Here is a 26,972-nt window from a genome sequence, read left to right as displayed (position 1 = left end):
GTTGGCTGGTCATGGGTTTGTTCATCGGTGTGGGCACGGGCTGTTCGGGAGGCGAAGGGGCCTCGCGGGAGCCCGGAGTCGAGGCGGCATCCAGTCCGCTCCAGACGGGGCCGGACCTCGTCATCCGCGAGCTGCGGGTCCCCGCGAGTGTGAGTCGGGGTCAGGGCTTCAACGCCACGGTGACGGTGTGCAACCAGGGCAGCGCGCCGGTCAGCGGCGTGCAGACCCGGTTCTTCATGTCCGTGGATGACGTGCTGACACCCAGCGGCCCCCAGGCTCCGCCGCTGGACCAGCTGCTCGTGGGAGACTCCTCCCTGTCGCAGACGCTCACTCCAGGAGCCTGTGTATCGCGTGAGGTCTCGCTGACCGCCTCGCTGCCTGCGTTGGCCCAGCAGGACGGCGCCTACTACGTGGGGGCCATCGTGGATGACCCGTCCTCCGTCCAGGAGCTGCGGGAGGACAACAACAGCGCGGTCCAGCGCATCGGCGTGGGCAATCTCCCGGACCTGGTCATCACGGAGCTGCGCGCTCCCGCCAGCGTGATGACGCAGCAGATGTTCGAGGTCCAGGCCCGCGTGTGCAACCAGGGCACGACGGCCTCCTCCAGCACGCGGGTGAGCTTCCTGCTCTCCGTGGATGATGTGTTGACGCCGTCGGGGCCCGGCGCGCCTCCGCAGGACCAGGTCGTGGTGGGCTCGCTGCAGCTCCCCTGGTTGGAGCCGGGGCAGTGCATCGCTCGCTTCTCGCAAGTCGGCGCGTGGCTGCCGCCGTCGGGAAATGGCCAGGGGCGGTATGTGCTGGGCGCCATCGTGGACGACCCGGCCTCCGTGCCGGAGCTGCGCGAGGACAACAACACCCACGCGACCACCGTCATCGGGGTGGGCAGTCGCGCGGACCTGGTGGTCCGGGAGCTGTCGTCTCCCGCGAGCTTCACGCCCGGGCAGTCCACTCCCGTCCGCGTGACGGTGTGCAACCAGGGCACGCAGTCCAGTGGCTGGGCGCGGCTCGGGCTGTACCTGTCGCTCGATGACGTGCTGACGCCGATGACGCCTCCGGGGCCTCCGCCGTCGGACCAGGTGCAGGTGGGCATGGGCTCGTTCCCGTCGCTCGCGCCTGGCCAATGCCTGACGCGCGAGGAGAGTGTCTGGCCCTCGTTCCCGCCCATGCCCACGGAGGCCACCGCGCTCTATCTGGGTGCCATCGTGGATGACGCGGGCGAGGTGCTGGAGCTGCGCGAGGACAACAACACCTTCGTGAAGGGCCTGGTGGGGCTGGGGTATCGCCCGGACCTCGTCGTCACGGACGTGCAGGCTCCGCCCTCGATGTCCTTCAGCCAGTCCTTCCAGGCGACGGTGACGGTGTGCAACCAGGGCACGCAGTCCAGCAACCCGGTGCGCGCGCAGCTCTACCTCTCCACGACTCCGACGCTGTCGCCCATGCCGTCGGGCCCCGCGCCCATGCCGCCGAACCAGTCGCCGGTGGGCGACGTCCAGGTGTCCTCGCTGGTGCCGGGACAGTGCGCGACGCGCTCGCTGACGGGCTGGCCCATGGTGCCGCCGGGTGCGACGGGCGCGGGCCCCTTCTACGTGGGCGCCGTCGTGGATGACGTGAACCAGGTGCTGGAGCTTCGCGAGGACAACAACACCTTCGTGAAGGGGCTGGTCGGCGTGGGCAACGGGCCGGACCTGGTCATCACCGCGATGACCGCGCCGCCGAGCCTCGCCTCGGGGCAGCCCTTCCAGGCGACGGTGACGGTGTGCAACCAGGGCACCCAGCCGAGCAACCCCGCTCGCGCGCAGGTCTACCTGTCGACGGACACGGCCCTGACGCCGATGACGCCGTGGCCCGGCCCGTCGATGCCGCTGGACCAGACGCCGCAGGGTGAAATCTCCGTGCCCTCGCTGAGCCCGGGCGCGTGCCTGGTGCGCGAAGGGGCGATGCCGGGCGCCGTCATCCCGCCGGCTGGAACGGGCGATGGGGCGTACTACCTGGGCGCCATCGTGGACGACCCGGCCTCCGTGCCGGAGCTGCGCGAGGACAACAACGCCTTCATCCAGGGGCAAGTGGGCGTGGGCCTCATGCCGGACCTGGTCGTCACGGCGCTGGGCTCGCCGGAGAGCCTGCCAACCTCGGGGCCCACCACGGTGACGGTGACGGTGTGCAACCAGGGCACCCGCCCCAGCAACTCGACGCAGGCGCAGCTCTTCGTGTCCTCGGACGCGGTGCTCTCGCCCATGTCGTCGAGCCCCGGCCCCGCGCCCATGGACCAGGTCCCGGTGGGCTCCGTCTCCGTGCCGTCCCTCGGCGCGGGCCAGTGCACCACGCGCTCCAACCCGGTGTGGGCCTCCATTCCGCCGGACTCGCAAGGGGGTGGCGCGTTCTTCCTGGGCGCCATCGTGGATGAGCCGTCGTCCGTGCAGGAGCTGCGCGAGGACAACAACAGCTTCGTGAAGCGCGTGGGCGTCGGCCAGCGCCCGGACCTGGTCATCACCGCGATGACCGCGCCCCGGAGCGTGGGGGTGAGCCTGCCGCTCGCCTTGTCCGTGAATGTCTGCAATCGCGGCACCCTGTCGAGCCCGCCGTCCACCGCGCGCGTCTACCTGTCGACGGACGCCGTGCTGACGGCCACCGCGCCGTCCGCGCCTCCCGCCATGGACCAGGTGATGCTCGGGAGCGTGGATGTCCCCGCGCTCGCCATCGGCCAGTGCCTCTCCCGCTCGCTCACACCGAACGCCTGGCTGCCGCCGGACGCGCAGGGCGATGGTGCCTACTTCCTGGGTGCCATCGTCGACGAGACGAACTCCGTGCAGGAGCTGCGCGAGGACAACAACGTCTTCCTCCACGGCCTCATCGGCGTGGGCAGCCGCTCCGACCTGGTCGTGACCGCGATGACCGCGCCGGCCAGCGCGCAGAATGGCCAGTCCCTGTCTGTCTCCGTGATGGTCTGCAACCACGGGACGATGCCCAGCCCCGTGTCGAGTGTCCGCCTCCTGCTGTCGGTCGATGACCAGCTCTCCGCGTCGCCGCTGCCCTCGGAGGAGCAGCAGCCGCTCGGCACCGTGGACGTGCCCGCCCTGGCCGTGAGTCAGTGCCTGCAGCGCGGCACCACCGTGTCGGTGACCGCGCCGCCGGGCCTGCAGGGCTGGGTCTTCCACCTGGGCGCCATCGTCGACGCCGCGTCGCAGGTGCAGGAGCTGCGCGAGGACAACAACACCTTCGTCCACGGGCTCATCGGTATCGGCGCGAGGCCGGACCTCGTCGTGTCCTCGCTGACGGGGCCGGTGTCGGCCATCTCCGGCAGTCGCATCTCCGCGACGGTTCGGGTGTGCAACCAGGGGACGACGGCGAGCGCCTCGAGCACGGTGACGTTCGTGGTCTCGTTGGACACGAGCCTCGCCCCGGAGGCGCCCGTGCTCCCGGGGGGCGTGCCGCCGCTGGACCAGGTGCCCATGGGAGGCGCGAACATCCCCAGCCTGGCCCCGGGAGCCTGCATCACGCAGTCGGTGACCAACCTGCAGGTGAGCCTGCCCCCGGATGCGCAGGGCGCGCCCGGTGCCCGGTTCCTCGGTGCCTACGTGGACTCGTTCCTGGCGCAGCAGGAGCTGCGCGAGGACAACAACACGCGCACCACCCCGCTGACGGTGACGAACTAGCGTGAGGGCGGAGGGGACGGGGCCGTCGAGCCCGTCCCCTCGCTGCCTTCAGCTCCCCAGCGGAGGCTCGGTGGGGGCGCGTGAAATCCACGCGGCGATGAACACGTCCAGCTCGCCTCGCAGCACGTCCTTCACGCGGGGCGTGCCGGCGCCGGTGCGCGGGTCCTCCACCCGGGCGCTGCGTCCCAGGTAGTAGCGGCGCGCCTCGTCCGTGCTGCCGCCCTGTCCCGCCACCACGCGCGCGGCGATGTCCTTGAGCTCCTCCAGCTCCCCCGCGCCGGTGAGCGTGAGCACGCGCCCGGTGGACTCGTCCTTCACCGTCACCTCGGTGCGCACGCGCTGGAGGTAGGCGCCCTCGTGGCTCTTCACCGGACGGCCCAGCACCTCCAAGAGCTCCAACTCCTCCTCGGAGAGCGCGCCGCCCCGGTGCACGCGGACATACGCGCGCTGGCGCTTCTCGTCCTCCAGGCGTCGGTGCATGCCCGCCTCTCCCGCCAGGAACCCGTATGCACCCGGCCCGGCGATGCGCACCACGACACGCGAGGGCTCGTCCGCCTCGGCCACCGCCACCGCCTCGTAGCCCCGGCGCTGCGCCCACCCCAGGTACATGGTGGCCAGCTCCTGCACCCACACCGCCTGCGTCTCCGCCGAGTCGCTCGCGCAGATGTCCACCAGCGCCTCGGTGTCCTGCTGCGAGGCGCCCGAGGCATGGAGCGCCTCGGCCATCTGCACCTCGCGCGCGACCTCCTCCACCTGCCGCGCCGCGGAGCCCAGCTGCACCTCGTTCTTCGCCTCGCGCACCAGCCGGCGGGCGAACAAGCACGCCGCCTCCAGCCGCTCCATCTCGTTGAGGTGGGCCTCCACCAGCCGGAAGGCGCGGATGACGTCCGCCGCGTGCGTGGGGTCGTCCCAGAGGTTGGGGGCCTGCGTCTCCGTGAGCAGGGCCGTCCTGCGCTCCTCCAGCTCCGGTCGCCCCGAGGACGCCGCCAGCGCGCGCGCCTTGCCCACCAGCCGGTCCATCTCCACCAGCAGCGACTTGCGGTCCAGCCGCCGCTTCACCGGGGCCGCGCGCGCGGAGGGCAGCAGCAACTGCGCGGTGGGCGACGGCGGCGGGGCGGCGGGCTCGGCCACGGCCACCACCCGGTCCCCCGCGCGTGCCTCCACGCGCACGGGCGTGCCCGGAGGCAGCGGCTTGCGCGCAATCTCCACCGCGAGCGCCGCGGTGAGCGTCTTCTCGATTTCACGCTGCAGGTAGCGCGCGCCGAACTGCGGCGAGTACCCGCGCTCGACGAGGATGTCGACCACCTCGGGCGTCACCTCCACGTCCAGCGAGCGCGCGCGGATGCCCTCGCGCTCCAGCACGCGGCCCACCTCGCGCTGGGCAATCTTGCGGATGTCCACCTTGGACAGCGGCTGGAAGTGACAGATGGCGTCGAAGCGGTTGAGGAACTCCGGACGGAAGGACTCGCCGATGCGCCGGTCCACCTCCGTCACCATCTCCTCTGCGCGCCGCGTGCCCGCGAAGCCCATGGCGGGCTCGCGGTACACCTCCGCGCCCACGTTGGACGTGGCGACGATGAGCGTGTTGTTGCACGACACCACCTCGCCCGCGCCGTTGACGAACGTGCCCTCGTCGAAGAGCTGGAGGTAGCGGTCGTGCACGCTGCGCGCGGCCTTCTCGAACTCGTCCAGCAGCAGCACGGAGAACACCTTGCCGTCGAGCAGCGCCGTCAGCTCGCCGCGCCGGGTCTCCAGCGCCGGCGCCCAGGACGCGCCGAAGGGCACGCTCTCGTCGCCGTCGTTCGGGTAGTCCGCCATGTTCAGGCGCACCAGTCTGTCCGCCGAGCCGAAGAGGTACTCGGCCAGCAGCTTCGCCAGCTGCGTCTTGCCCACGCCCGTGGGGCCCGCGAACAGGAACACGCCCAGCGGCCGGCGCGGGTCGTTCAGCCCCGCCTTGAGCAGCGCCACCGAGCGCAGCACCGCCGCCACCGCGTCCGTCTGGCCCAGGAGCCGCTCGCCGAAGAAGCGCTCGGTCTCCTCCAGGTCCAACGGCATCGCGTCGTCCACCACGAAGCGCGGCAGGCGCGTGGCGGCGCAGAAGCGGGTGAGCACGTCCTCGGGACCCACGTGGTCCTTGGCCGCGCCCGCCGCTTCCGCCGCCGTCTCCTTGAGCAGTTCGATGGCCTTGCGCGGCATGCGCTGCGCGAGCAGGAACTTGGACGACAGCCGCAGCGCCAGGTCGCACGCCGCCGGGTCGATGGGCAGCCGCAGCTCGCGCTCGAGCTCCTCCGCCACCCGTCCCAGCACCCAGCGCGCCTTCTCCAGCGGAGGCTCGTGCAGGGGCAGCAGGTGGAGCCGCTCGGCGAGCGCCTCGTCGGAGCGCAGGAGCTCCTGGACGCGCTTGGGCTCGGTCTCGAAGATGAACCGCATGCCGCTGGTGCGCAGCGCGCGCACGGCGACGGGGGCCAGGGGGCCGCCGAGCGCCACGGGCAAATCACGGATGTAGACGATGGGGCAGGCCTGCCGGGCGAGCCGAGCCAGCAGCTCCTCGAAGCTCTCCGCCGCCTGTCGTTGGGTGGAGCGCGCGAGGATGTTGGCGATGGACACCTCCACCAGCCGGGCCTGCGCCAGCTCCGCGTCCACGCGGCCCTCGGCGATGCGCCGGGCCACCTCCTGCACGAGCGCGCTCTTGCCCACGCCGGGGTCTCCGGCCAGCAGGGGATGCTTGCCACCGCGCGTCAGCAACCCGAGGACCTCCGTCACCGCGGCGTCCACGCCATGGGCGGCCGGCAGCCGGCCCTCCCGGGCCAACGCGGTCAGGTCCCGGTCGATGAGTCGCTCCTGGTCCTCGCTCTTCCTCGTCGCCATGTCTCGTCAACCGCCCCCTCGCCGGAGCACGCACTGTAACCGCTGAACCGTCGAGGTGAGCGCGCAATCCCGGCCTGGGTCGGCAACAGGCCCGCCTGTGCGAGCCGGGCCCGGACCCAGGGTGGGCGGGTGTGGCAGCGGAAGTCGGAGGACTCGAACCCCAAGCCGGAAGGCCGGCTCGCACCCGGTAGCAGCGGGGCCTGGCGCCATCGCCAGTCCAACTTCCAAAGAGACAGACCGGAGCAGGGTGGAGTCGAACCACGGGCCCCGAAGGGCCCTCCCGATTTCCAGCCGGGCGGCCGGCCACCCGGCCTGCATGCTCCAAGACACAGCGGAAGACAGGGGACTCGAACCCCGAGCGCGTCATGCACCCGCACCGTTTTCGAAACGGGCCGCCAGCCTCTGGCGTCGGTCTTCCAGGAAATGTGCCGGCAGCGGCGCTCCCGCCTGCCGGCGCGCGGGGAGCTTCCTCCGGGCGGGAGGTCCACCTCTGGCGGACCTCCTCATCCCCCGTCACCCGTGTGGGCGGGGACGAAGGGGACGGAGGCCCGCCTCTGGCGGACCTCCTCCACTCGGAGGGAGCTCAGGACTCCAGCTCGCCATGCCAGTACGCCACGTCCCTGAGGAACTTGGCCCACGACATGGGCATGCCCTTGTCGAAGACGAACGACAGGTGCAGGGTGTCCGGCAGCTTCTTGGGCTTCACCGGGGCGCAGCGCAGCGCCATCTTCGCGTGCTCCGGCGTCCGGTTGCCCTTCTTCTGGTTGCAGGGCACGCAGGCGATGACGACGTTGTCCCAGGTGGTGCGGCCGCCCTGGGCGCGAGGCACCACGTGGTCATACGTGGCCTCCGCGCGCGACACCTTCAGGCCGCAGTACTGGCAGCGGCAGTGGTCTCGCACGTAGACGTTCTCCCGGCTGAACTTCACGCCCTTGGGCCCCTTGCGCAGGCCGCGGAAGAACCGGATGACGGACGGCATGCGAATCTCCACCGTCACCGAGCGCACGAAGCGGTCCTCGTACTCCTCGACCACCTCGACCTTGCCCTGGAAGATGAGCATGACGGCGCGCTGCCAGGGAATCCGCGCGACGGGCTCGAAGGATTGACTGAGAACCAGCGTCTCCATGACGCAACGCCTTTCGTTTGTATCCGCGGCGAGACTCGAACTCGCACTGGGCCGGGTTTGAGCCGGCGGCCTCTCCCGTTTGGGCTACGCGGACGGACTTCGGGAGCTCCTGCTGACCTGCGACGACACGACGACGACGAACAGTGCCGGCGGCGGGAGTCGAACCCGCAACCTCCAGGTTCTCGACCTGGCACCTCTACCTGTTGGGCTACACCGGCAAGACTTCGAGGACAGTGCACGCCCCGGGAATCGAACCCGTGACGGACGGTGCGAAATACCCAGCAGAATCGCACCCTTACCTCGCAACCGCCCGAAATCTCACGGGTTCGATCTCCCGCCGCATCCCATGTTGTCCCACCTTGTCCCAGTTCGTTCCGCAGGTTCATGCGACATACGTGCAACATGGCGGGCCTGGGTTGAGAGGAACCGAGCGACAGTGACTCGGTCCCTCGTCGTTCCTACGGTTGGACCTGGAGCGGCTTCAACACCCCCGCGCGGTCCAGCAGCTCTCGCACTCGCTCAGCCAACGCCACGTGGTCCGGGTTGCTGGCGGTGAAGCGCTCAGGAGTGAGGACGATGAGAGTGCCCTTGTCCTCAACGGGCTCGATACGCACCGGCGCCGGAAGCGGGGGCACAGTGCCCCGATGGCGCGCGAGGTACGTGACCCATCCAACATACGGAGTTCCCTTGGGACGCCGTGCCTTCAGCGAGTCTCGGTGCTCCTCCGAGATGGCCACCCCCCAGTCCGGTTCCCACGCAATAGCGGTGGCTCTCAGCGTTGCCGCCAGCACAGGCGCAGCCACAATCCGCTCTGCTTCAGGCCCTCGCTTCGGAAGCCCGAACACACAGAGATTACCCACGGCATCTGTGTAGCCCCCGCAGAGGATGTCGAAGTCAACCACGTCCCGATCTTCATCTGCGCCATTCCAGCCTCGAATGCGGAACCCGAGATCCTCGAACACCCGATCTCGGCCCCGACGAACGAGCTTCTCCAAGTCACTTCGATTCGGGGTCAACGGTCGCTTCAGCGCATCTTTGCGTGACTTCCCAAGCTGGAACCACCGCGTGAGTCCTGGGGCCGCCTCAGGGAGCCCTGTAAGGAACTTCTCCAATCGCTCGGCGCACATCTCCGACGATTCCTGCCGGGCTCCCCAGTAGGCCCCCGCATAGAAGGTTTCATCCATGGTTGCAGCCTCCTCACATCACTGGGGGCGTGAACACCACCTCAATGCCGGCGGCGTCCTCATATCGCTCAAGCAGATTGCGAATCGCATCTGCCGCAGACTCTTCTGCGACGTGCCATCGGACAGGCGTGTTTGTTGCGCGAACGGCACGAAGCTGTCGTTGGGCCTGCTCGACAAGAGACTTCGCTCCCGAGTTCTTGAACCAGGACTTCGGGTCCAGCCCCTCGAAGAACTTGGCATAGCCCGGCCCCTTTGCCTCCAGCAGCACGCCCTTCTCGAAGCCATCGAACTTCACGCCTCCGTTCTTCGTCGTCGTGCCTCCGACCCAGTATGCCTCGTCCGCCGAGTGCCTGGAGATCTGTTCCTGGTAGCGCCGCGCACGAGGGGACATCTTCTCGTTGGCAGGTGCCCACTGGCCGGGCCCTTTCGACGGTGCCCCGCTCTTCGCTGCCGTGCTCGCTCGCTGAAGGATGATGGCTGCCCCCGGCCCACCGCTCAGCACCCCCGCCGCGCGTCCCGTAGATGAGGACACGAGTCGCATGGCGACCGTCCCGTCAGCGGACAACACGAGCGCTGGGACTTCTGCCGTGGCGAAGCCTGTTCCCCCCAACGTGCGCGTCGCGGCGGACACGGTTCCCCAGGTGGCCACGAGGTTCGTCACCAGCCTGGAGACGGCCTGCACCTGCTCGCCCCGCGTCATGTACCGGAAGCGCTCCAGGTACTCGGGCGATGACTCCAGCAACGCCACCACGGCGGCCGGCATCTGACGGAGCGCCGCGAGGTTGTCCGCTGGTGACGTCGAGAAGAACTTCCCCACCGCGAGCGCGAGCCCGACGAACGCCTCTTCGGCCCCGTCCAGGGTGCGACTGATGACGTCGGCATCGTCGTGGACGTCGGCCAGTGCGAAGCCGTTCTCCTCCCGCAGCTCGTCGTTGAGCAGTCGGAAGACGCCGGTCCGCCCGTCGTAGAAGCGACCCAGCTCGAAGGCGTGCGCGCGAAAGGCCCCGTCCTTCCACTCGACGGGCGCCACCCGTTGCTGTGTCCGCCCGCTGATCACCCACGCGAGGCAGCCGTCAGGACGGAGCACCGCCAGATGCCGGAAGCGCGCCACCCGGCGCACCAGCTCCGCCCGCGACACCTCGCCCGTCGCCAGCACCTCCCGCAGCACGAAGCCCACCGCGACCCGCGACGGGAACTGGCCCAGCGTCACGTCCCTCTTCAACAGCGTTTTGAGGAGTCGCGCCGCGTGAGTCGGTGAGAGAGAACTTCCCGCGACTGGCCGCGTGTCGCGCTCTTCGAGTCCCGCACTCTGAAGCAGGACATCGAATGCATCCTGCTGCCTTTGGCCTGCCCCAAGGGACACAGACTCCCGGAACATGTGGCGGCGGTAGAGCGGTTGCCTCGATGGGGCGTCGGCCTCTTCGGCTTCCTGTTCGCGTTCGGAATCCTCGCCCGAAGCGCTCCACCGCTCCCCGGGAAGTCCCGCGCGCTGATGGAACGTGTCCCTGCGAGTCGACGACTCAGCCCCAGCGCAGCCCACGAACAGCAGGGCGACACCCACCACCCAAAGGCCAGCACGCATTCCTCACCCCCAAGCCTCCCACATGGGCAGGCAAGCAGCGGGAATGCTGGCATTGGCGTCTGACAAGCACCTAGGTAATCGACGAGCGGGCGGAATCTTACACCGTCACGCCGACACTTCCGACAGCCACTCAGGGGAACGTCACGTTGCCAATCGTCACGGTACGCGGCCCATCAGCCTCCCACAGCTTGAGGGAAAAGGCGCCGCGCGCTGCCTCTGCCGTCGCCTCCGCTTCGATGACCACCCGATCTGCACCTCCCGAGGTGATGGGTGCTTTTTGCCATACCCGAAGCACCTTCAACTCGATGCCAGGAGGTCCACGAAGTGTGGCGCCACTGGCAGTCCACGGTTTTTCTCCTCGGAGGTCACTCAGGAAGACCTCCAGCGCAACACGGTCCTTCGAGCGGTAACTCAGCACGTTGATCGGTTGGAGCGAGCTCTTCGGGTCCGGGGAAATCGTCATGGTCACAAACTTTCCCGCCACTCCGCTGACATCGATGCCGCCAATCGCGAGCAACCCTGCGAGGCCGCCCGGCGAGCTGTGCTCCGACATCAAGCGCGCGTTTTCTTCCTTGAACCGGAGCGCTTCGGCTCGCGCTTCCCGCGCTTCCTGCTGGTAGGACTCAATCGACCTAGCGCTTCGGTACACCTCAACGAGGTTATCCGCGCGCGCAGGATGGACAGTAAGCAGGAACGACGCACCAGGGGGCGCCGCGCCATCACGGAATCGCACTGACACACGGAACTTCTCCCCTGGAGCCGCCTTCGCAGAGGGCACCACCCGCAGGGTCATGCGCCCCACATCGATGATGGAAAAACTCTTTGGCGCATCCATGTCGATCGAGTCTTGCGCCAACTCGGAGTCGAAAAGAAGCACGGTGGACAGTCCGGGGCTGACGGCCACCGCAACTGACACTCCGGATTCATCAGGCCCAATCTCAATGCGCCGAGCCCCATTGCCCGACATCACCCCCCCCTGGGCCGCTGAACTTCCCGCCACGAGGGAGACCACGAGGAGAACGCCCAATGATGATGCATGCATCCGTCCGCGACTCCCTCATATGGCAACGCGCGTTGACGCCACGTCACTCAAACTCACTTACAGCCTTCACATCACCAACCGCGAAGACACGCGCCGATGTGGGGTTGTCATCCCCCGACTCTCGCTCCAAGCCCTTCTCCAATGATCCGGATTGCAGTTCCAGGCACACGGGGAATCTCTTTCCGTTGCGAGTACGAGCATGGGTGAAGCGTCCATAGACACGGTCGCTCACGATGAGTCGCCCAGAGAAAACCGTGCCGTCCGGCATCCGGTTCCACTCGGCCAGTAGCCTCAGCTCCGCTGGTCCATCGGACACCGTGATGATCTGCGGCTTCATCACCGGGAAGGAAACGGCGTGGTGGTCCCCGACGTCGACGCCCCACTTTTCCATCGCCTCAATGGCTCCATCGGGGCACGACTCGGGGGGAGGCTGCGGGCGCACCTGTGTTCCTGGGCACGCAAACCCCGCGCAAGCTGCCACCGCAACAATCGCCCTGCTCATGACGCCCGCGCCCTTCTTAGGGGGCTTCGGCGGCGGGATCTCGGTCTTCTCCATCTTCACAGTTGTGGCCTCGGGGAGCATCGCAGGAGCAGCGATGGCCGCAGGTGTGGACCCCGCGCCAGAGGGGGGAGCTGCGGCGCGAACAGCTTGGGACGAACTCCCAGGCCGCGCTACTTCCTGACGGGTTGGCACAGGGGCCTCGACGTGTGGCGTGCGCCAGCTCCACACCAGCCCCGCCACGACGAGCACCGCGACCAGCGCCATGGCAGCGAGGCCCCAGCTCCGTGAGGTCGCAGCGGGCCTCGGAGCCTCTACCGTCGGCTCCTCCCGCGACAAAGCCGGTTCCTCCCCCCTGGGCGGCAGACCTTTCTTCGGTCGCATCCCCCGTCGAGGCCGTTCCGCCAGCTCGTTCAACCACAGCTCGTGACTGTCCCGGCCCCCTTCCGTGGTCGCCGTGCTCTCGTCGTAGCCATCGCACAGCGGCACGTCCCACGTCGCGCCCGCCCCTCGAAGGGCCTCTTCCAGCGCTACCCGTAGAGCCCCCGCGCTCGGTGTCCGTGCGGCCGGAGTCTTCGCCAGCAGCGACATGCACACGTCACTGAGCGCCGAGGGCACCCGCTCATTCATCCGAGAGGGAGGAACGGCATCATCCGAGATGACGGCATCCGCCAACGAGATGTGCTCTAGAGAGAAGGGCGGGCGCGCCGTCAGGAGTCGATAGAGGATCACCCCCAGCGCCCATAAGTCGTCCGAGGGGCCCGGCGAGTAGATGGCCCCTTTCACGTGGAAGTTCTGCCGGAAGAAGCCCCACGCCTCTGGGGAACGGTACTCGGGCGTCCCAGGCGGGAGGATGTCCCCCGTGAGCCCTGGCGCACCCTCATAGTCTCCGACACCGAAGTCCACCAGCTTGGCCACGCCATCCGCGGCGCGCACCATGACGTTGAACTCCTTCACGTCGCGGTGGAGCACCCCGGCCGCGTGGGAGGCTTCCAGCGCCCGCGCCACGTCCAGCACGACACTCGCCACCTGCCGCGCGGAAGGATTCTCCTCGGACGCCCAGACGTCGAGCTGCCGCCCCTCCACGTACTCCATGACGATGACGCCGAACTCCGGGGACGCCATCGGCCACATCCCGAAACCGTGGATGCCCACCACGTTGGGGTGGCTCAGCTTCAACAGGATGGAGACCTCGCGCTCCACCCGCCGCCCCACGCGGGCCAGGTCCAGCAGCTTGAGCGCGTAAGCCCGTCCCCCGCCTCGCGCGAGATACACGGCACCGAAGCCGCCGCTGCCGAGCCGACGCTCAACCGTGTAGCCCATCACCTGGACACCGGGCGCAAGCAACGCGAGGGCTGGCTCCCTCATTCTCACAGCGCCCGTCTCCCAGCAGTCCGGCCTTCGCGCATTCGCGTTCCCTCCCAACTAGGCACGCAACGTACCAAATGGACCACTCGGCAGGGGGGCTCTCTTCGCGGAAGGCGTGCGCCGGAAGACTCCTGACATTCATCGATATGCACTAGACGTCTGATGTTCTGTTCCGCTACGAAGGCGGGATGAGAGAGGCCACGTCCGACCCCAAGCGCCGCCAGCACCTTGCCGCCCTCATCGGTCCCGTTGCTCGCACCGCTCGAAGCCGCCTCGGACTGACGCAGGCCGAAGTTGCCAAGCAGATGGGGCTTGCAAGCGAGGTCTACAGCCGGCTGGAGCGCGGGAACATGCTGCCCAGCGTCTCCACCTTGCACCGCCTCTGCGAAGTCCTGGACGTGTCGCCGAACGAGCTGCTCGGCTACACACGCGCGAAGCCTCGCGACACAGACTCGCCCGCCCGTCGTCGGCTCTTCTACCAAGTGCGGCAGTTGGACGAGACTCGGGTCCGAGCGATTCTCGCCCTCCTCTCCGCAGGGAAGTCCCATGAATGAAGAACTGGCAATCACCATCGGCACCGCCGCTCGTGAAGCAAGGGAAAGGCTGGGGTTGACCCGGACCGAGGTGGCTGAACGCGTGGGCCTCGTGGAGCCCGCCTATCGCCGGCTGGAGCGCGGCAAGGTGCTGCCAAGCGTCACCGTCCTCCACCGCATCAGCCTGACGTTGGACCTCTCTCCCGAAGTCCTGATGGGTACGGCGACGCAGGGGACGTCGAAGAAGCCCGCGCGCGCATCGCTGGTGGAGGTCGAGACGCCCGAACTGCGCCGACTGCTCGCCCTCGGACGGAGGTTGGACGAGGAGAAGCTGGACGCGCTCCTCCACGTCGCCACCGCACTGACTCGCTAGTCCTCGTCGGCGAGCGCCTCAAGCTCGTGCGCGTCCAGCCCCTCGGGGAACAGCCCGGCCTCGCCGAACTCCACCACGTCACGAAGGCAGCTCCCCTCCGCGATGATGAGGGCGACCTCCTGCTGAGCGTCCTGCCGCCCATACGAGGGGTGCCGCTTCGTCAGGGCCGCGCGCAGCACGCTCCCCATATCGGCCGCCGTGGCGAAGCGCTCACCGGGGACAACGCGCAGAGCCGCATGGAGGATGGCTTTCACGTCCGGCGCCAGCCCGGTCACAGCCGCCTCGACGTCGTCCGGACTGAAGCTGGAGAGCAGCACGCGCATCTGAGCGAGCGGGAGGGAGGTGAACTGCTCGGCCATCAGCGGACTCAAACCCTTGGGCGGTGAGGGCACGTCCTCCACGTCGAAGAGATGGCGCCCCGTCAGCAGCTCCACGAGCACCACGCCCAGGCTGAAGATGTCCGAGGCCGGCGACAACGGCAGCCGCTCCAGGTACTCGGGGGAGGCGTAGGCAACATCTCCCCGGACGAGACTGGCGGGCGACTCCAGCCTCCCCACCATGTGCGAGTAGGCCGCGCCGAAATTGGCCAGCTTCACCCCACCGTGCGTCCCCAGGTAGATATGCCGAGGGTTGACGTCCCGGTGGATGATGCCCAGTGGCCTGCCGTCCTCCCCTCGCAGGCTGTGGGCGTAGTGCAGGGCGTCGGCAACCTCGGCGCCGATGTAGAGGGCCAACGCCTCGGACATGGGTTTGCCCCGGACCACGCCTGCGGTCACCAACGTGTCTAGTGAGGGCCCATCCACGTACTCCATGACGACGTGCGGCGTGGACCGATGGATCTTCAGGTGGAAGACCTGGGCAATGCCGGGGTGATTGAGTCGGAAGGCCAGTTGAATCTCGTCCGAGAGTCGCCTGCGCCCCTCGGTAGTGGTGGGGCTGGGCAGGCGGCGCACGAAGCACTGTCCCGGCATTTCCTCTTCCAGCGCGTAGCGGTGAGCCAAGAGCAGCACTTCGCCCGTCGGCATCTTCACTACCTCGCGCACGGCCTCGTAACGGACATCACCCACACTGAAGAGCGGCTGCGGGGCGTCGGGAGTGGGGAGCGGCGGGAAGAACCGGGATGGGTCGGAGCGGCTACCGCTGTCAGTCGTGGAGGGCATGAGGTCCTCGGAAGGCAATGCGTGGCTCCCGAGGATTCTCAACGCAACAAACCTATAAAGTCCAGACAATCGAATCAATATGGTCCGAACTCGCGAACGCAGGAGGCCAACGCGGCAGGGGCAACGTCCACGGTAAGACGCCCTTGCACTCGCCCTTCGTTGCCGCAACCTGTGCCCCATGACTAAGACACCGACGGGCGACTGCGGTGAGTACGCATCACACGGCGTTGCGAGGTCCCAGACCAACCGCGCCGATGCCGCAGTCGCCCACCCTCAGTCCGCGAGCTTCGCAACGGCGAACCCGACCCCGAGCCCAAGCACCAGCGCCACGGCGGCAACGGTGAAGGACACGTCCCCTGCCTGCTGGCGAAGGGACTCGTTCTCGGCCCGGAGTCGCTCAAGCTCGGCGGCAGTCCGGACACAGCGACTCTCGGACAACCAGCAGCCGCCCTCGACCTCGACGGCTGCCGTCCCTCCATCCGGAAAGAGCTGAGCGCGCTCCACGCCGATGACCTCGGAGCCCGCCGCAGGAGTCGCGACGAGCACCACCAGCACGAGCGCGCCGAGCTTCACTTGTCGCCCCGCTTGTCGAGCTGCTCAAGCACAGCAATCGCCGCGGCCTTGCCCGCGACCTGGCCGGCGGCAACCTCGCCCGCGTGCTCCGCGCTCTCAATCGCGGCGTCCCCGAAGAGAAGCCGCTTGATGAGAGTGAAGCCACCCGCCGCCGTCAGGGCCACCTTCACCGTGGTCAGCATCAGGGACAGAGAGAACGGCGCCCCAGCGGCGAGCGCGTTCGCGACAGCACCCGCCAGGGAGACGCCCAGCACCAGCAGCGCCCCGCCCCGGTCCGTGTTGAAGAACGGGACGACCAACCCGCCGAACCGTCGCAGGAGGTAGACGAGCAGCACCACCACCAGGGAAGCGACGAGCGCGTAGTTCTGGCCCGTCACCGCGTCGAGAAGCATCTGAGCGAACACCTCGAACTGCTCGGGGCTCGGCCCGACCATACCCACGTCAACCATGTTTCCTCCGAGTCAGAAGCCCAGCCGAGTCAGTTCGGCCGCGAGCTTCGGGTTTGCGGCACGCCACTGCGGCGACTTGCGCTCTTCGTCGAGCCGAGCCCACACAGCGGCGACCGAACTGCTCTCCACTAGCGTCCGAAGCGGCGTGAGCTGAAGCGCACTCACGTAGCCCGGCCACTGCACATGCGGCGCGTCGCCGAACCTGCCGCCCCAGACGAGTCCCGCCTTCGTCGCTTCCTCGCCGAGCACGCGGTACGCCGGCAGGCGCCAGTCGGGTTGGACTCCGGGGCGAGCGTCACCGTCACAGACGAAGTCGAAGGCGAGCCCGTAGTTGTGCGCGGACAGGCCAGCCGCAGACGCCTTGCCGCCCTTGCCCGCGAGGAACAGGCGCCGCAGCTCGGCCTGCTCTTCGAGGCTCCGGAAGCCGTAGGTCGCGACGTAGCTCACGCCCCTGGCCTCGCACCGCGCCACGAGCTGAAGGGCGACCGACACGAGCGGCAGGTAGACGCGGTCAAGGTCGACCCGCTTGAAGTTGGCCCGGGTCATCGGGAATCCCCCGACGCGGACTGGGTCCTGCGAAGAAGCTCCAACTCGACGGTCTGCCGGACCTGTGCGGGCAACCCGACACTGAACTCATCGCGCCAACGCCGCAAGGCGCCCAGCTCCACCGCGAGGGCGTTGATGCGCTCGTCCTGACGGGCGACCTTCTCAACGAGCGAGCGAATCTCCCCGACGAGGGACTTCGCGGCCCAAGTGAGGACACCGACCCCCGCCGTTCCGAGCAGGGAGCCGACTACGAGCTGTAGGGACTGGGTCTCTTCTGCGGTCACGACTTCACCAGGAGCTTGGGGTGCCCCAGGTAAATGCGTGTGACTTCTGGCGGTGGCTCACGACAACCCTACGCGGTGCGAGCAGCCACCTGCTTGAACCCAACCAATTGCCATGCTTCACTTCGCCAACAAAAAAGGGCTCAGGCATGGACCAAACAACCTCCGACCAAAATCTGCACAAGTTCCTCAGATTCAAAACCAACGGGCGGGATGCAACGCACGCCCGACTGCTAGCGCTTGATTTCGCAAACCACTACACTCAAAATAAATGGTCTCTCAAGAGATGGAAGGGCCACCCCAAATTCACCATCACCTGGGAAAGAGCTGCCGGGGGGAAGGCAGCGGATGGCACTCCTCTCATGGAGAAGGTCACATCAAAACCCTTTAATCAAAGTGTCATTGAGCGCGCAATAAAGACAGAAGGGTCGGGCTTCATAGGCGCACTGAATCTGCCAGAGCTTCGCCCAAACTGGCTCGATGCATCAATTCCAATTTTCATGGGGTTTCATCACGTCGACCCAGACGGAGGCACGGTCAAGATGCAAGTAGATCCGAGCCTAGGTCCGAAGTTTCCGTTGAGACCAATGCTTGATCGGGAAGGTGTCATGGAGGTGTCCTTCCAAAAAAGCCTTCTCCTAAACATTGCCGAGCAGCGAAAGCAGGCTGTTGACGTGAGCCGCCTGGGCACAACAAATCCATGGGGCTTTCTTACAACTCTGCGCACACTGACATCTGAAGCAGTGACGATGATCGACAACACCCTGCATCAGCTCTACTTCAAAGCACAGTACGATCCACTCCCCATGTGGAAGTTCGACGAGGTCGCATTGGGACCTCGCCACGGAAGCAGAATCATGGAGAAGCTGAAATGGGTCTATGCCATCACAGGCGTTCATCTGGACGCACGCGACCAAACCGCTGCATTTGGCTTCATTAAGGCAGTTCGAAATCACTTTGCGCACATGGACCCCCCTTGCATGTGCATCACAATGGAGGAGGCTGCGGATTGGCTGAACAAGATCCGAGTGGTGGGAGAGCTCAACTGGAAGATTAGGCAAGCCATTGGCGTTCCACCTTCGCTGGCGCTGGTTGAATTGCTCATGCAGCCCGAGGTGGAGTTTGTTCCAATCTACCCTATGAACAGACGCATTCCGCAGCCTCCGACTGTTGGGTATAAAGCCGTGTGTGAAGAGGCGCTTGCACGAGCCTCGTCCACGAAAGGGAAGAGCAGCGCCCCAGAAACAGACGGGCTCCTTGCTATTGCCCCTACTCGCGGGGTTTGAGGTTGTGCGCCAGCAACCCCTGCACGACGTAGGTTTTCGCAAAGCGCACCGAAATCTGCATCACGTCGCCGGCCGCCGTGGGTTCGATTCTCGCCACACGGCCCGGCACGAAGCCTTCAATCGTCTCTCCTGATTTCAGCGCATCCGTACGCGTCCAGCCACGTTCCACCGTCCGCCAGCGATGGTCCGGCGTCACGACGAGCATTCGGCCGTCCTCCATGAACAGCCTGGAGCGCGGCGCCTTGTGGCGGCCGACGTGGGTCACCTCGAATACGCCCCCATCCTTCTCGTGCTCGTGAATGGTGAGCACACGCATGCCGGGCCGCAACATCCCAGCAGGCAGCTCCGCTCCGTTGCTGAGCATCACCAACTCCCAGGGCGCCACGCACGTTCCATGGTCACTTCCCCCGTCATCACCGCCGCTTGAGGGCGTCGAGGCCGGGCCCGTCGCGCTGCGAGCCATGTTGGTTCCGTACGCGTAGGGCGGGAAGAACCACCGCTCCGCACTGAACCCGCTCGCGTTGTGGATACGGACCTTCAGGTAGAGCAGCTTGTTCGACAGCGAGTCGCGCAGGCGATTGAGTCGGTCGCCATACATGAACGAGAAGCCCGCGCTCACCGCGTTACTGGTGTCGTCGTCTTGCGCGCCGTTCTGGTACTTCCTATCCGGCAACGGGACGGATGTGCCGTAGAGCCACTGGGGCACGTTGTTGTCCCCATACGCCCAATAGAAGCCCACCTCCATGAAGCGCAGCGCGTCCAGGTTGTCGCCCTGTGACTGGGCTGAATAGAGGCCCTGTAGTGCGCCCAGGTGAAGTTCGCGGCGCCGCCACTGGCCCCGACAATCGCGCTGCCCTCAACCACCTGGATGTTGAGACGGTCGATGTTCGGCACGCCGTCGTTGTTGCCGCGGTAGTAGACACGGCTGCCCGTGTCCGCGAGGGCCTGCACGGAACGGAAGAACCCGTCGCTCAGGTAGTAGCGCCCCACCTGGACGTTGTTCGACGCGACCTTCAGCGTCGTTCCCACGTTGTCGAGCTTCGCGCCCGCCGTGGGGATGCCGTTGCCGTCCTCCGCGTAGTTCGACGTCTTCAGCGTGTTCGCGGCGAGCAAGTCGAAGGTGACCATCTTCCGGAGCGAGACGGCGTCGAAGTAGAGCCGTTTGCCCACGTCGGCCGGCATGACTTCCGTCTCCCAGAAGAGCTGAAGCCCCGTGCAGCCGGCCGGGCACGTCCCCGTCACCGCCACGCGCCGATAGGTTGTCCCCACAGTCCCCAGTTCCACAGCCGACGTCTGCCCGGCGTAGGCGCCGCTCGCGTCCTCCCAGAGCAGATAGAGCGTGCCCATGCCGCCCACGGTGGCCGACGACGACTTGACGTGGACTTCGGCGAGAAACTGGTCCCCGGGCGAGCACTTGAGCCGGCCGCCTGGAGCCGAGGAGCCGTAGCCGCCCGTCCAGTTCAGTCCTACCCAGGCCCCCGCGCTCGCCAGCTCCACCCGCCGCACCCAGCGCCCCGAGCGCGCGTTGACCGGGTCCTCGACGAGCTTGTCGCCCTCCGGGAGCTTGCCCACCGCGCGAAGGCCCGCGTCGTTGTAGCCGTTGGGGATGAGGTTGTCGGTCGGCGGGTGCAGAAGGTGCCGATAGCCGACCGCGGAGTCGTCCAGCGAGGCGCCTTCAAGCCTCTTCGGGGTGACTTCAAACTGGGGGGACGCGTTGCCGCGGTTGCCGAACCGGTCTCGAGGAACGACGCGCACGAAATAGGACGTCCCCGGCATCAGATCCGCTACTCCGAAGGCCGTCGTGTCGAACGTGCCGCGCAACGTGGAGCTGCTCGGCGCGAAGTCGCTCGCCGTTGAGACGTGCAGTTCGTAGGAGGCCACCGCAGGGCCACTCAGGGCCGGCTTGAGCGACACGCTGAAGCCGTTGACTACGGGCGACACCGTCACGTTGAGCGGGTCCAACGGCGGGAGCGTGTGGGCCGGCTCACTCAACCCGGGGCGCGCGTCCATCTCCAGCCACACGGAGACGCCGAAGGAAGGCTTGCCTCGCGTGGTGAGAGTCGTCCTCGCGTCACCCTCCGAGGTGAAGGCATGCCGGAAGCCGGTGACAGCCAGGTTCTGGTCATCGGAGTAATGCACCCCGTTCGCACGGAACTGGTAGAGGTCCCCCAGCTCCACTAGCGGGAAGAAGTCGGCTTCAACCTCCTGGTCCGCGAGGGGCTCTTTCAAGTCGGACAGGGCTGCTTCCGCCATACGCCGTGCTTCGGCCTCTCGGTCGATGTTGCTCGATGCGTCTTCCGCGAGCTGAATGAACCGCACGCCATAGGTGGCCTGACTGGCGACGTCCTCGACGATGACGCTCTTGCGCTTGGGCTGCCCCGTGACGTCCAGGTCTCCCGCGTCCGAGTAGACGACCTCGACCTTGCTCCGAACCTCCGCCACGTTGATGTCGAGCTTCGTGACGTCGCGGTAGTCGCTCGGGCCGAAGGTCCACGCCAGCAAGGGACTCGCGCGCTGGGGCTCGCTGAACGTCAAGACGAAGCTCCCGCTCCCCTCTCGCCAGCGGTAGCGCACTTCCCAGCCAATCTGTTGGGCCAAGTCGCGGAGCGCGTCCAGGACGCTCGCCTTCTTCCGCGCGTACTTCCGAATCTTCCAGCCGGGGGAGACGGGCGTATGCAGCAGCACCCCCGTTCCGTTGTCGGTCAGGATGGATTGCATGACGGCTTCCACCGCGACACCGGCCACGTCGTCCCCGTAGGCACGTTCCACTTCAATGAACGTGTCCTGGAGCCGGCCCCCGAGGTCTCGCCCACGGAAGACGAGTGGATCTCCCCCGAAGGCCACCTCGTCAACGTGGCCGTGAAACAGCATGCGCCACTCGCTCGCACTCGGCGCCATCCCCACGGGCGACACCGCCGCTTCGACGATGAACTCGCGACCTGGCCGGATGAGCGGCCCGTTGTTGGCGTTCAGCTTTGAGTCGGCCCTGAGCGGTGACAGGCTGATGAGGTCGACCTGCCGCTTGAGAGTCACCGTCGCGGCGGACACGGGCTGGTCAACGTCCTCGTCGACCTCCACGGCGTCGAGGAAGTCGCGCCCTTCGAGCTGACTCAAGTCCACCCAACCACCTGCCCCGCCTCGGACCAACACCCGGACATGGGAAGCATGCCCCGCCGGATTCGTGAGGACCGCGAGCCCCTGAGACAACACAGCGCGCATGACGGACTAGACCTCCCTCAACGTGAATTCGAGCCGCTCGCCGACGACGCGCGTCCCGTTGTGACTGAACTCGACGAACTCGCCGTCGCGGACCTCTCCCAGCACCTTCGTTTCGGAGGGCAGGAAGCTCCCGCTCGCCACGAGGAATGGAAGAGCGCTCCAGGGGCGCGCGGAGTGCCACGCGACGAGGTGAGGCACCCACGCGTCGGGCACCTCGAAGGGCAGTCCCACCACGTCGTCGAAGCTCACCCTGTTGGTGGCGCCCGTCACCGCGAGCGCACCGGAGACGACGACCAAGCCCCCGGCATTCTCCGAAGGCACGCCCTGCGCCCACCGCTTGCCGTCGCTCCGGTTGATGACCTGGAGCCACGCGCCCGTCGAACTGCTGAAGACGTGGTGCAGGGTCGTCCAGCGAGCCCCGAGCTGCATGGACCACGAAGCGGACGCACCGACAGCCAGGTTGAGCCCACCGCCGAAGCGCGCGCCCTGAACCACGAGCCCCGTAGCGCTCGCCTGATTGAGTCCGCGACTGGTGAAGGCGTCACCGTCGAAGGACACCGTGTGCCCGTCCCCAGCAATCAGCCCTCGCAGGGCGAGCACCTCGTCGCGCGGCAAGGGGGGCGTTTTGAACTCCCACTCCTGCCGGACGGCGCGCCGCCCCAGGCGATAGGCCCCGCTGAAGGCGCGCGAGTCCGTGCCGATGCTCACCTGCCTTCGCCGGCCCTCTACTACGGGCACGGGGATGCCGTTCAGCGCAAGGAAGGTCATCTCAGTACCTCCCACTCAGCCATTCACCGTTGCCGCGGCGTCGGTGGGCCTCGCGCTTCATTTCGATGTAGACGTGTCGCGCTGTCTCCACGGGGTCGTCGACGCCCTGCACGACAATCTGCCCCACGCTGACGTTGCCGCCGCTCACCGGGACGACAGGGCTCGGCGTGACGGGCGACACACCAGGAGCCAGCGGCGCCCCTCCAATCGGGTCCTGCGCGTTGAAGCGGGCCAGGGCCACCTTGAAGCCCGTCGGAACGTTGGTGAGCGCCTCCGTCGCGCGGTTGGTCGCGGCGGCGTTCTCCCAGGCGGCAACACCAGCGGCGGCATTCGCGGCGGCGGCGTCATAGCTGGAGTCCTTCAGCGCATCCAAGGCACCGTCGACCTGGTCCATCGGCACCTTCATGCTCTCCAGGCCCTGCGCCATCTTCTTGAAGGCACCACCGACGAAGGGAATCTTGCCGAGCGTTTTGAACACGCTCGCGATGAACCCAATGATGGCGTTCCACACCGTGCCGATACCCTTCACGACGTAGAGGATTCCCATCGCCACCACGCGGATGACGGCGAAGAGCCCCTTCATGATGGGACCCGAGAGCACCGTCAGCGGCTGAAGCAGCGCGACGAGAATCTGGCCGAACACCGTCACCACCGGCGCCAGTCCCTCGAAGAGCATGCCGAGCACTTCGAAGATGGGTGTAATCGCCTCGATGGGCTTCGAGAACATCTCCAGCACCGGCACCAGCGCATCCAGGAGCGGCGTCACCATGTTGAACACGGACGCCAGCAGCGGCAGCACAGGAGCCAGCACGCGGCCGATAACGTCCGCCACGTACTGGATGAAGTTCGTCACCATCTGGAGCAACGTGCCGAAGGTCGTCGACTGGGAGAGCAGCTCCGCGACGACGGCAATCAACCCGCCCCACACGCCACCAGCCGACATGCCCTGCTGGAAGCGGTCGACCAGCTCGTAGACGCGCCCGAATGCCTGGGAGAAGCGGCTCGTCAGGGCCCGCTTCGCTTCGTCGGCCGCCTTGGCGAGCGCGTCGGCGAGCTCCTTCGCTTTGCGGCGCGCCACCTCGGCGATGATGGACGCCGTGTTGCCGACGCTCGCGAGGAACTTCTTCGCGTCGAACTTTCCGACTTCGACGCTCCCAACTTCAATCTCGGGTGACTCCGTGGGGGTGCGCAGCTTGCCCTTGGGCCCGAGCATGTCGTCGAAGACACCGCCGAACTTCTCGCGGAGGAACGCGGCGGCATCGCCTCCCATGAGCTTCACACCGTCGAAGGCGTAGCTCGCCCCGTAGGACACGCCCTCCCAGACAGTCACCAGCCCATCGCGAAGCGTGCCGACGGTGCTGTCGACGAGCCCCTTCAGCCCGCCGAGCACGGCGTCGCCCGTCAAGTCCTTCAGCCCCTCCAGCGCGCCCGCGACACCGTCCAGACTCAGCGCACGCGCGAGAGGCGCGGCCAGTCGAGCCAGGTTGCGCACCACGAAGGCGAAGGTGTCGAGCTGACGACGGGCCCACATGCCCACGACAGCCGCCAGCCCCGCGAAGACTTCCTGAAAGAACCTCGCGACGCGCCCCGCGACGTCCGTCACCGCCCGCCACATGGCGACGAAGGCATCGCGCATGCCCGTGCTGCTGTCGTGCCATGCCTTGTACAGCGTGCCCGCGAGCATGACGACGCCCGTCACCGCCAGCGCAACCGCGGCCAGGGGCGCCCCCACCGTCAGGATACGAGCGGCAGCGTTGCGGAACGCCTTCGCGAAGCTCTCGTCGACCTGCTCAGCCCCCTTCGCGACCTTCTTCAAGTTGCCTTCGACGACGGGCGTCTCTGCACGGAGGAACGACGAGAAGCGCACCACCGACTTGCCCGCCCCATCCAACGCGGGCACCACGAAGGCCAGGAAGCTCTCGGCGAACTGCTTCACCGCGCCCGCCACCTTGCCCACGGCCCCGCCCGCGAGCCCCGCCGCAGTGCCCCAGAAGAGGAAGCTCCCCATGGAGGACTTCACGGCCGGGTCGAGCCGTTGGAACCACCCGAGGGCTTGCTCCAACGCGTCGGAGAGCCGCTCCAGGTGCGGGAGAATCGCGTTGCCTATCTCCGCGCCGACGTTCTGGAAGACGAGCGCGATTCGGTCCATCCGCTCCGTCACGGACGAATCGAAGGCTGCCGCAGCCGCGAGCGCCCCGTACAGGCCCGCGCTCACAATCGCGCCAATCTCCCCAATCTTGTTGCCGAGCTGCTCGACCTTCCCAGCGGCGGCGGCCACGTCGGAGACAATCTTCCGCATCGACTTCGTGAACTCGCCGACGGCGGCCGTCACGACGACATAGACGTCACCGACTTTGAGACCACCGCCCGCCATGACGAATCACCTCCGACGCAAACGTCGAACTGACTGTTGTCCTTGTGGAGACGTGCCCGAGGCGGTTGGCGAGGAAGAGCGGCGCTCCAACTCCTCGGCCTCTTTCCGGGCGTAGGCCACCAGCCCGACGACGTCTTCGTATGCCATCGTCCGCACTGTGTCGGGCGGCACCTTCAGGAGCGACGCGACCCCGTAGAGCAGACTCGCCTCGGGGTCGCCGTCTATTTTCCCCGCATCTTCTCTTCGGTAACGTTGAACACGTCCGTGAGGTCCGTCGCGAAGTCCTCCAGCCAGGACTCGTCGAGCAGTTCGTCGACGTCATTGACGGAGAACATGGGGCGACCCGTCTCCGAGTCGTGAATCACGCAGACGGCGATTCGCGCCAGCATCCGCGCACCGGCACGGTCCCCCGTGGGCTCGTTCTTCTCCGTCATCTCGCCCGCGGCGCGTGCCTGCTCAATCAGACGCAGCCGGTCCCCCATGGTGGGTTTGATGATGTCGACCTTGACGCCATCAATCTCGACGGACTTCACGACACGACGGTTCTTCGCGAGCAGCTTGTGCTTGTTCGACATGTGCTTTCCCTTCCGGCAGTGGTTCAGGGGATGCCGTAGCCCCAGGCGATGGCGCTGCCGTTCTCCGACTGGAAGGCGTGGCCGATGAACTTCACCGTGCGCTCGTAGAGGGCCCCGGGCGTCAGCTTGTGCGACAGCTCGGGCACCTTCACCCAGGCACGGAAGACTTCGGAGCCCGCGCCCTTGCTGACTTCGACGAGCAGCGGGGCGCCGTCCTCGAAGCGCACGTCGAGCGCCGTCAGCCCCACCAGCTCCCCTGAGAAGTCCCGCAGCGACACCGCGCGCCGCTTGTACCCATCCCCCATGACTTGCAGCTCGACGACGTCGTTCGTCACCGACAGGGAGAGGGAGCGCACCAGCGCCACCGGGAGGACTGGCAGCGAGGCCCCCGAGACGCGCACGCGCGCCGAAGGCCCCGGAGCGTTGGCGAGGTGGACGAAGCCGAAGAGCGCGTCGACAACGGCCTCGGCATCCTCCCATTCGTCACCGTCGGACGAGGTCTCGACGAGTACAGGCGCCCCAGGGTCGAGCCGACGAAGGGCCGGGTCGACGATTCGGAACACGCCACCCGCCACGAGGGCGGCGTCGGCATTGAGGAACTCTTCCGGCTCGCCCGCGATGGACAGGGAGCCGACGTGCGCGGGGATGACCGACATCAGACGGCCACCGGGGCGCCGTTGCCGAGGAGCTTGCACGAGAACTCGACGACCCCACCGGGCGTCATCTTCTCGTCGTAGCTGTTCACCACCATGGGGATGCGCTTGCCCTTGCTGCCAGCGGCGGCGCTCGGGTCAAAGACGAACGTCACGTAGACGGTGCCCCCGGTATCGCGTGCATCGCGAAGGACGGACTGCGGCGCGTCGCCCTCCATGAAGTGGCCGGACAGGTCCGCGCTCGTGTCCTTCAACGTCTGGACGCGGGACTTGTAGCCCGAGCCCCCGAGGTAGTTCGTTTCGGTGAAGTCGCCCGTCTCGCTCAGCGACGCGTCGGTGAGTCCGTCCACGCGGTCAGCGGGCAGCGCAGCAGTCGTGTCCGAGCGCACCGACACGCTATCGAGGTGGGCAGCAACAGGGGTGGACATGGGAGTGCCTATCGGCTCGGGAAGAGCCGCGAGAGGGTTGAAAGAATCTGAGCCGCCACCGCCTTGCGGAACTTCGCGCGGCCCTTCCTCGCGGGCTTGCGCAGGAAGTGGACGGGCTCGGCGAAGCGCTGCTCGCCCCAGTGAAATCCCTCGTGAATGGCGCCGGCCGCGTCGTGCTCGTAGCCCGCTGTTGCGCTGACGCTCGACTTCTCGCGGTTCAGCTCCGGGCCATCGACGAATCCCGAGGTGCTCAGCGGCGGCTTGCCGTCCGTGTCCCGCTTACCGACGGGGACAAGTGCGCGACTTGCCTGGAGCACCATGGACGCGTGCGCGTGGGCCAGCGGAGCCAGGTCGTCGAGCACGGGCCGTTCGACCTTGCGCAGCTTGTCGAGGAGTCTGAAGTCCAGCGCGACTTTGAGTGCCATTGCCCCC

The 26,972-nt window shown here is 67.3% G+C and carries 23 protein-coding genes and 4 tRNA genes; 4 read left to right on the top strand and 23 right to left on the bottom strand.

The window, feature by feature from the left end:
* The first annotated feature begins 11 nt into the window (after positions 1-11).
* Positions 12-3,653, top strand: coding sequence for a CARDB domain-containing protein (locus tag OWM54_RS12550; protein WP_267697671.1), 3,642 nt, complete (start codon positions 12-14; stop codon positions 3,651-3,653).
* Between the two features lie 48 nt (positions 3,654-3,701).
* On the opposite strand, the gene OWM54_RS12545 is transcribed toward OWM54_RS12550, so the two are convergent.
* The 10 genes from OWM54_RS12545 to OWM54_RS12500 form a co-directional block, all read right to left on the bottom strand.
* On the bottom strand, positions 3,702-6,521 hold the full coding sequence (locus OWM54_RS12545; protein ID WP_141332461.1) for an AAA family ATPase: 2,820 nt from the start codon (positions 6,519-6,521) through the stop codon (positions 3,702-3,704).
* A 238-nt stretch (positions 6,522-6,759) separates the two neighbouring features.
* A tRNA-Ser gene (locus OWM54_RS12540) sits at positions 6,760-6,844 on the bottom strand.
* 9 nt (positions 6,845-6,853) lie between these two features.
* Positions 6,854-6,939: transfer RNA gene (locus OWM54_RS12535), tRNA-Ser, on the bottom strand.
* Between the two features lie 165 nt (positions 6,940-7,104).
* Positions 7,105-7,647, bottom strand: coding sequence for an HNH endonuclease (locus OWM54_RS12530; RefSeq protein ID WP_074949914.1), 543 nt, complete (start codon positions 7,645-7,647; stop codon positions 7,105-7,107).
* Between the two features lie 20 nt (positions 7,648-7,667).
* Positions 7,668-7,741 (bottom strand) — tRNA-Leu (locus OWM54_RS12525).
* Between the two features lie 50 nt (positions 7,742-7,791).
* Positions 7,792-7,865, bottom strand: a tRNA-Leu gene (locus OWM54_RS12520).
* Between the two features lie 240 nt (positions 7,866-8,105).
* Positions 8,106-8,831: an immunity 52 family protein gene (locus OWM54_RS12515; protein WP_267697669.1), complete on the bottom strand. Its 726-nt coding sequence runs from the start codon at positions 8,829-8,831 to the stop codon at positions 8,106-8,108.
* A 13-nt stretch (positions 8,832-8,844) separates the two neighbouring features.
* Positions 8,845-10,392 carry a restriction endonuclease fold toxin 5 domain-containing protein gene (locus tag OWM54_RS12510; protein WP_267697668.1) on the bottom strand — a complete coding sequence of 516 codons (1,548 nt, stop codon included), beginning with the start codon at positions 10,390-10,392 and terminating at the stop codon, positions 8,845-8,847.
* A 151-nt stretch (positions 10,393-10,543) separates the two neighbouring features.
* Positions 10,544-11,455 carry a DUF2381 family protein gene (locus tag OWM54_RS12505; protein ID WP_267697667.1) on the bottom strand — a complete coding sequence of 304 codons (912 nt, stop codon included), beginning with the start codon at positions 11,453-11,455 and terminating at the stop codon, positions 10,544-10,546.
* A gap of 43 nt (positions 11,456-11,498) precedes the next feature.
* Positions 11,499-13,322, bottom strand: a complete 1,824-nt coding sequence (locus tag OWM54_RS12500) for a serine/threonine-protein kinase (protein ID WP_267697666.1) — start codon at positions 13,320-13,322, stop codon at positions 11,499-11,501.
* Positions 13,323-13,510: 188 nt separating this feature from the next.
* Here OWM54_RS12500 and OWM54_RS12495 point away from each other — a divergent pair, with 188 nt between their 5' ends.
* The gene (locus tag OWM54_RS12495) at positions 13,511-13,876 is read left to right on the top strand and encodes a helix-turn-helix domain-containing protein (RefSeq protein ID WP_267697665.1); all 366 of its coding nucleotides are present in this window, start codon (positions 13,511-13,513) and stop codon (positions 13,874-13,876) included.
* The gene (locus OWM54_RS12490) at positions 13,869-14,228 is read left to right on the top strand and encodes a helix-turn-helix domain-containing protein (RefSeq protein ID WP_267697664.1); all 360 of its coding nucleotides are present in this window, start codon (positions 13,869-13,871) and stop codon (positions 14,226-14,228) included. The genes OWM54_RS12495 and OWM54_RS12490 overlap by 8 nt, the downstream gene beginning before the upstream one ends.
* On the opposite strand, the gene OWM54_RS12485 is transcribed toward OWM54_RS12490, so the two are convergent.
* The 5 genes from OWM54_RS12485 to OWM54_RS12465 all read right to left on the bottom strand — a co-directional run bounded on the left by OWM54_RS12485 (position 14,225) and on the right by OWM54_RS12465 (position 17,240).
* Positions 14,225-15,388, bottom strand: coding sequence for a serine/threonine-protein kinase (locus tag OWM54_RS12485; protein ID WP_420715326.1), 1,164 nt, complete (start codon positions 15,386-15,388; stop codon positions 14,225-14,227). The two genes, OWM54_RS12490 and OWM54_RS12485, sit on opposite strands and share 4 nt — an antisense overlap.
* A 273-nt stretch (positions 15,389-15,661) precedes the next feature.
* Entirely contained in the window at positions 15,662-15,961 is a 300-nt protein-coding gene (locus OWM54_RS12480) for a hypothetical protein (RefSeq protein WP_267697662.1), read from the bottom strand.
* Positions 15,958-16,410 (bottom strand): hypothetical protein, encoded by a 453-nt coding sequence (locus OWM54_RS12475; protein WP_267697661.1) that lies wholly within the window; start codon positions 16,408-16,410, stop codon positions 15,958-15,960. The genes OWM54_RS12480 and OWM54_RS12475 overlap by 4 nt, the downstream gene beginning before the upstream one ends.
* Before the next feature lie 12 nt (positions 16,411-16,422).
* Complete coding sequence (locus OWM54_RS12470) at positions 16,423-16,956, bottom strand: M15 family metallopeptidase (RefSeq protein ID WP_267697660.1); 534 nt, start codon at positions 16,954-16,956, stop codon at positions 16,423-16,425.
* Positions 16,953-17,240 carry a hypothetical protein gene (locus OWM54_RS12465; RefSeq protein WP_267697659.1) on the bottom strand — a complete coding sequence of 96 codons (288 nt, stop codon included), beginning with the start codon at positions 17,238-17,240 and terminating at the stop codon, positions 16,953-16,955. The genes OWM54_RS12470 and OWM54_RS12465 overlap by 4 nt, the downstream gene beginning before the upstream one ends.
* Before the next feature lie 146 nt (positions 17,241-17,386).
* Between OWM54_RS12465 and OWM54_RS12460 the strand changes: the two genes are divergently transcribed.
* Positions 17,387-18,523 (top strand): hypothetical protein, encoded by a 1,137-nt coding sequence (locus OWM54_RS12460; RefSeq protein WP_267697658.1) that lies wholly within the window; start codon positions 17,387-17,389, stop codon positions 18,521-18,523.
* Here the strand turns inward: OWM54_RS12460 and OWM54_RS12455 are convergent.
* From OWM54_RS12455 to OWM54_RS12420, 8 genes are all read right to left on the bottom strand, one after another.
* The gene (locus OWM54_RS12455; RefSeq protein WP_267697657.1) at positions 18,507-19,142 is read right to left on the bottom strand and encodes a Hint domain-containing protein; all 636 of its coding nucleotides are present in this window, start codon (positions 19,140-19,142) and stop codon (positions 18,507-18,509) included. The two genes, OWM54_RS12460 and OWM54_RS12455, sit on opposite strands and share 17 nt — an antisense overlap.
* A complete protein-coding gene (locus OWM54_RS12450; protein WP_267697656.1) occupies positions 19,139-21,637 on the bottom strand; it encodes a fibronectin type III domain-containing protein in 2,499 nt (832 codons plus the stop codon). The genes OWM54_RS12455 and OWM54_RS12450 overlap by 4 nt, the downstream gene beginning before the upstream one ends.
* A gap of 111 nt (positions 21,638-21,748) precedes the next feature.
* The gene (locus OWM54_RS12445) at positions 21,749-22,510 is read right to left on the bottom strand and encodes a hypothetical protein (RefSeq protein WP_267697655.1); all 762 of its coding nucleotides are present in this window, start codon (positions 22,508-22,510) and stop codon (positions 21,749-21,751) included.
* Position 22,511: 1 nt separating this feature from the next.
* On the bottom strand, positions 22,512-24,884 hold the full coding sequence (locus OWM54_RS12440; protein WP_267697653.1) for a phage tail protein: 2,373 nt from the start codon (positions 24,882-24,884) through the stop codon (positions 22,512-22,514).
* Between the two features lie 221 nt (positions 24,885-25,105).
* Entirely contained in the window at positions 25,106-25,459 is a 354-nt protein-coding gene (locus OWM54_RS12435) for a phage tail protein (RefSeq protein ID WP_267697652.1), read from the bottom strand.
* Positions 25,460-25,482: 23 nt separating this feature from the next.
* A complete protein-coding gene (locus tag OWM54_RS12430; RefSeq protein WP_267697651.1) occupies positions 25,483-26,115 on the bottom strand; it encodes a hypothetical protein in 633 nt (210 codons plus the stop codon).
* Positions 26,115-26,540, bottom strand: coding sequence for a phage tail tube protein (locus OWM54_RS12425; RefSeq protein ID WP_267697650.1), 426 nt, complete (start codon positions 26,538-26,540; stop codon positions 26,115-26,117). Before OWM54_RS12425 ends, OWM54_RS12430 begins: the two co-directional genes overlap by 1 nt.
* Positions 26,541-26,548: 8 nt before the next feature.
* On the bottom strand, positions 26,549-26,965 hold the full coding sequence (locus tag OWM54_RS12420; RefSeq protein ID WP_267697649.1) for a hypothetical protein: 417 nt from the start codon (positions 26,963-26,965) through the stop codon (positions 26,549-26,551).
* Positions 26,966-26,972: the final 7 nt, after the last annotated feature.

Source organism: Myxococcus sp. MISCRS1, assembly GCF_026626605.1.
GTDB classification, from domain to species: Bacteria; Myxococcota; Myxococcia; order Myxococcales; family Myxococcaceae; genus Myxococcus; species Myxococcus fulvus.
The sequence above is the reverse complement of the archived record's forward strand: the minus strand, read 5'-3'. Positions and strand labels throughout refer to the sequence as shown.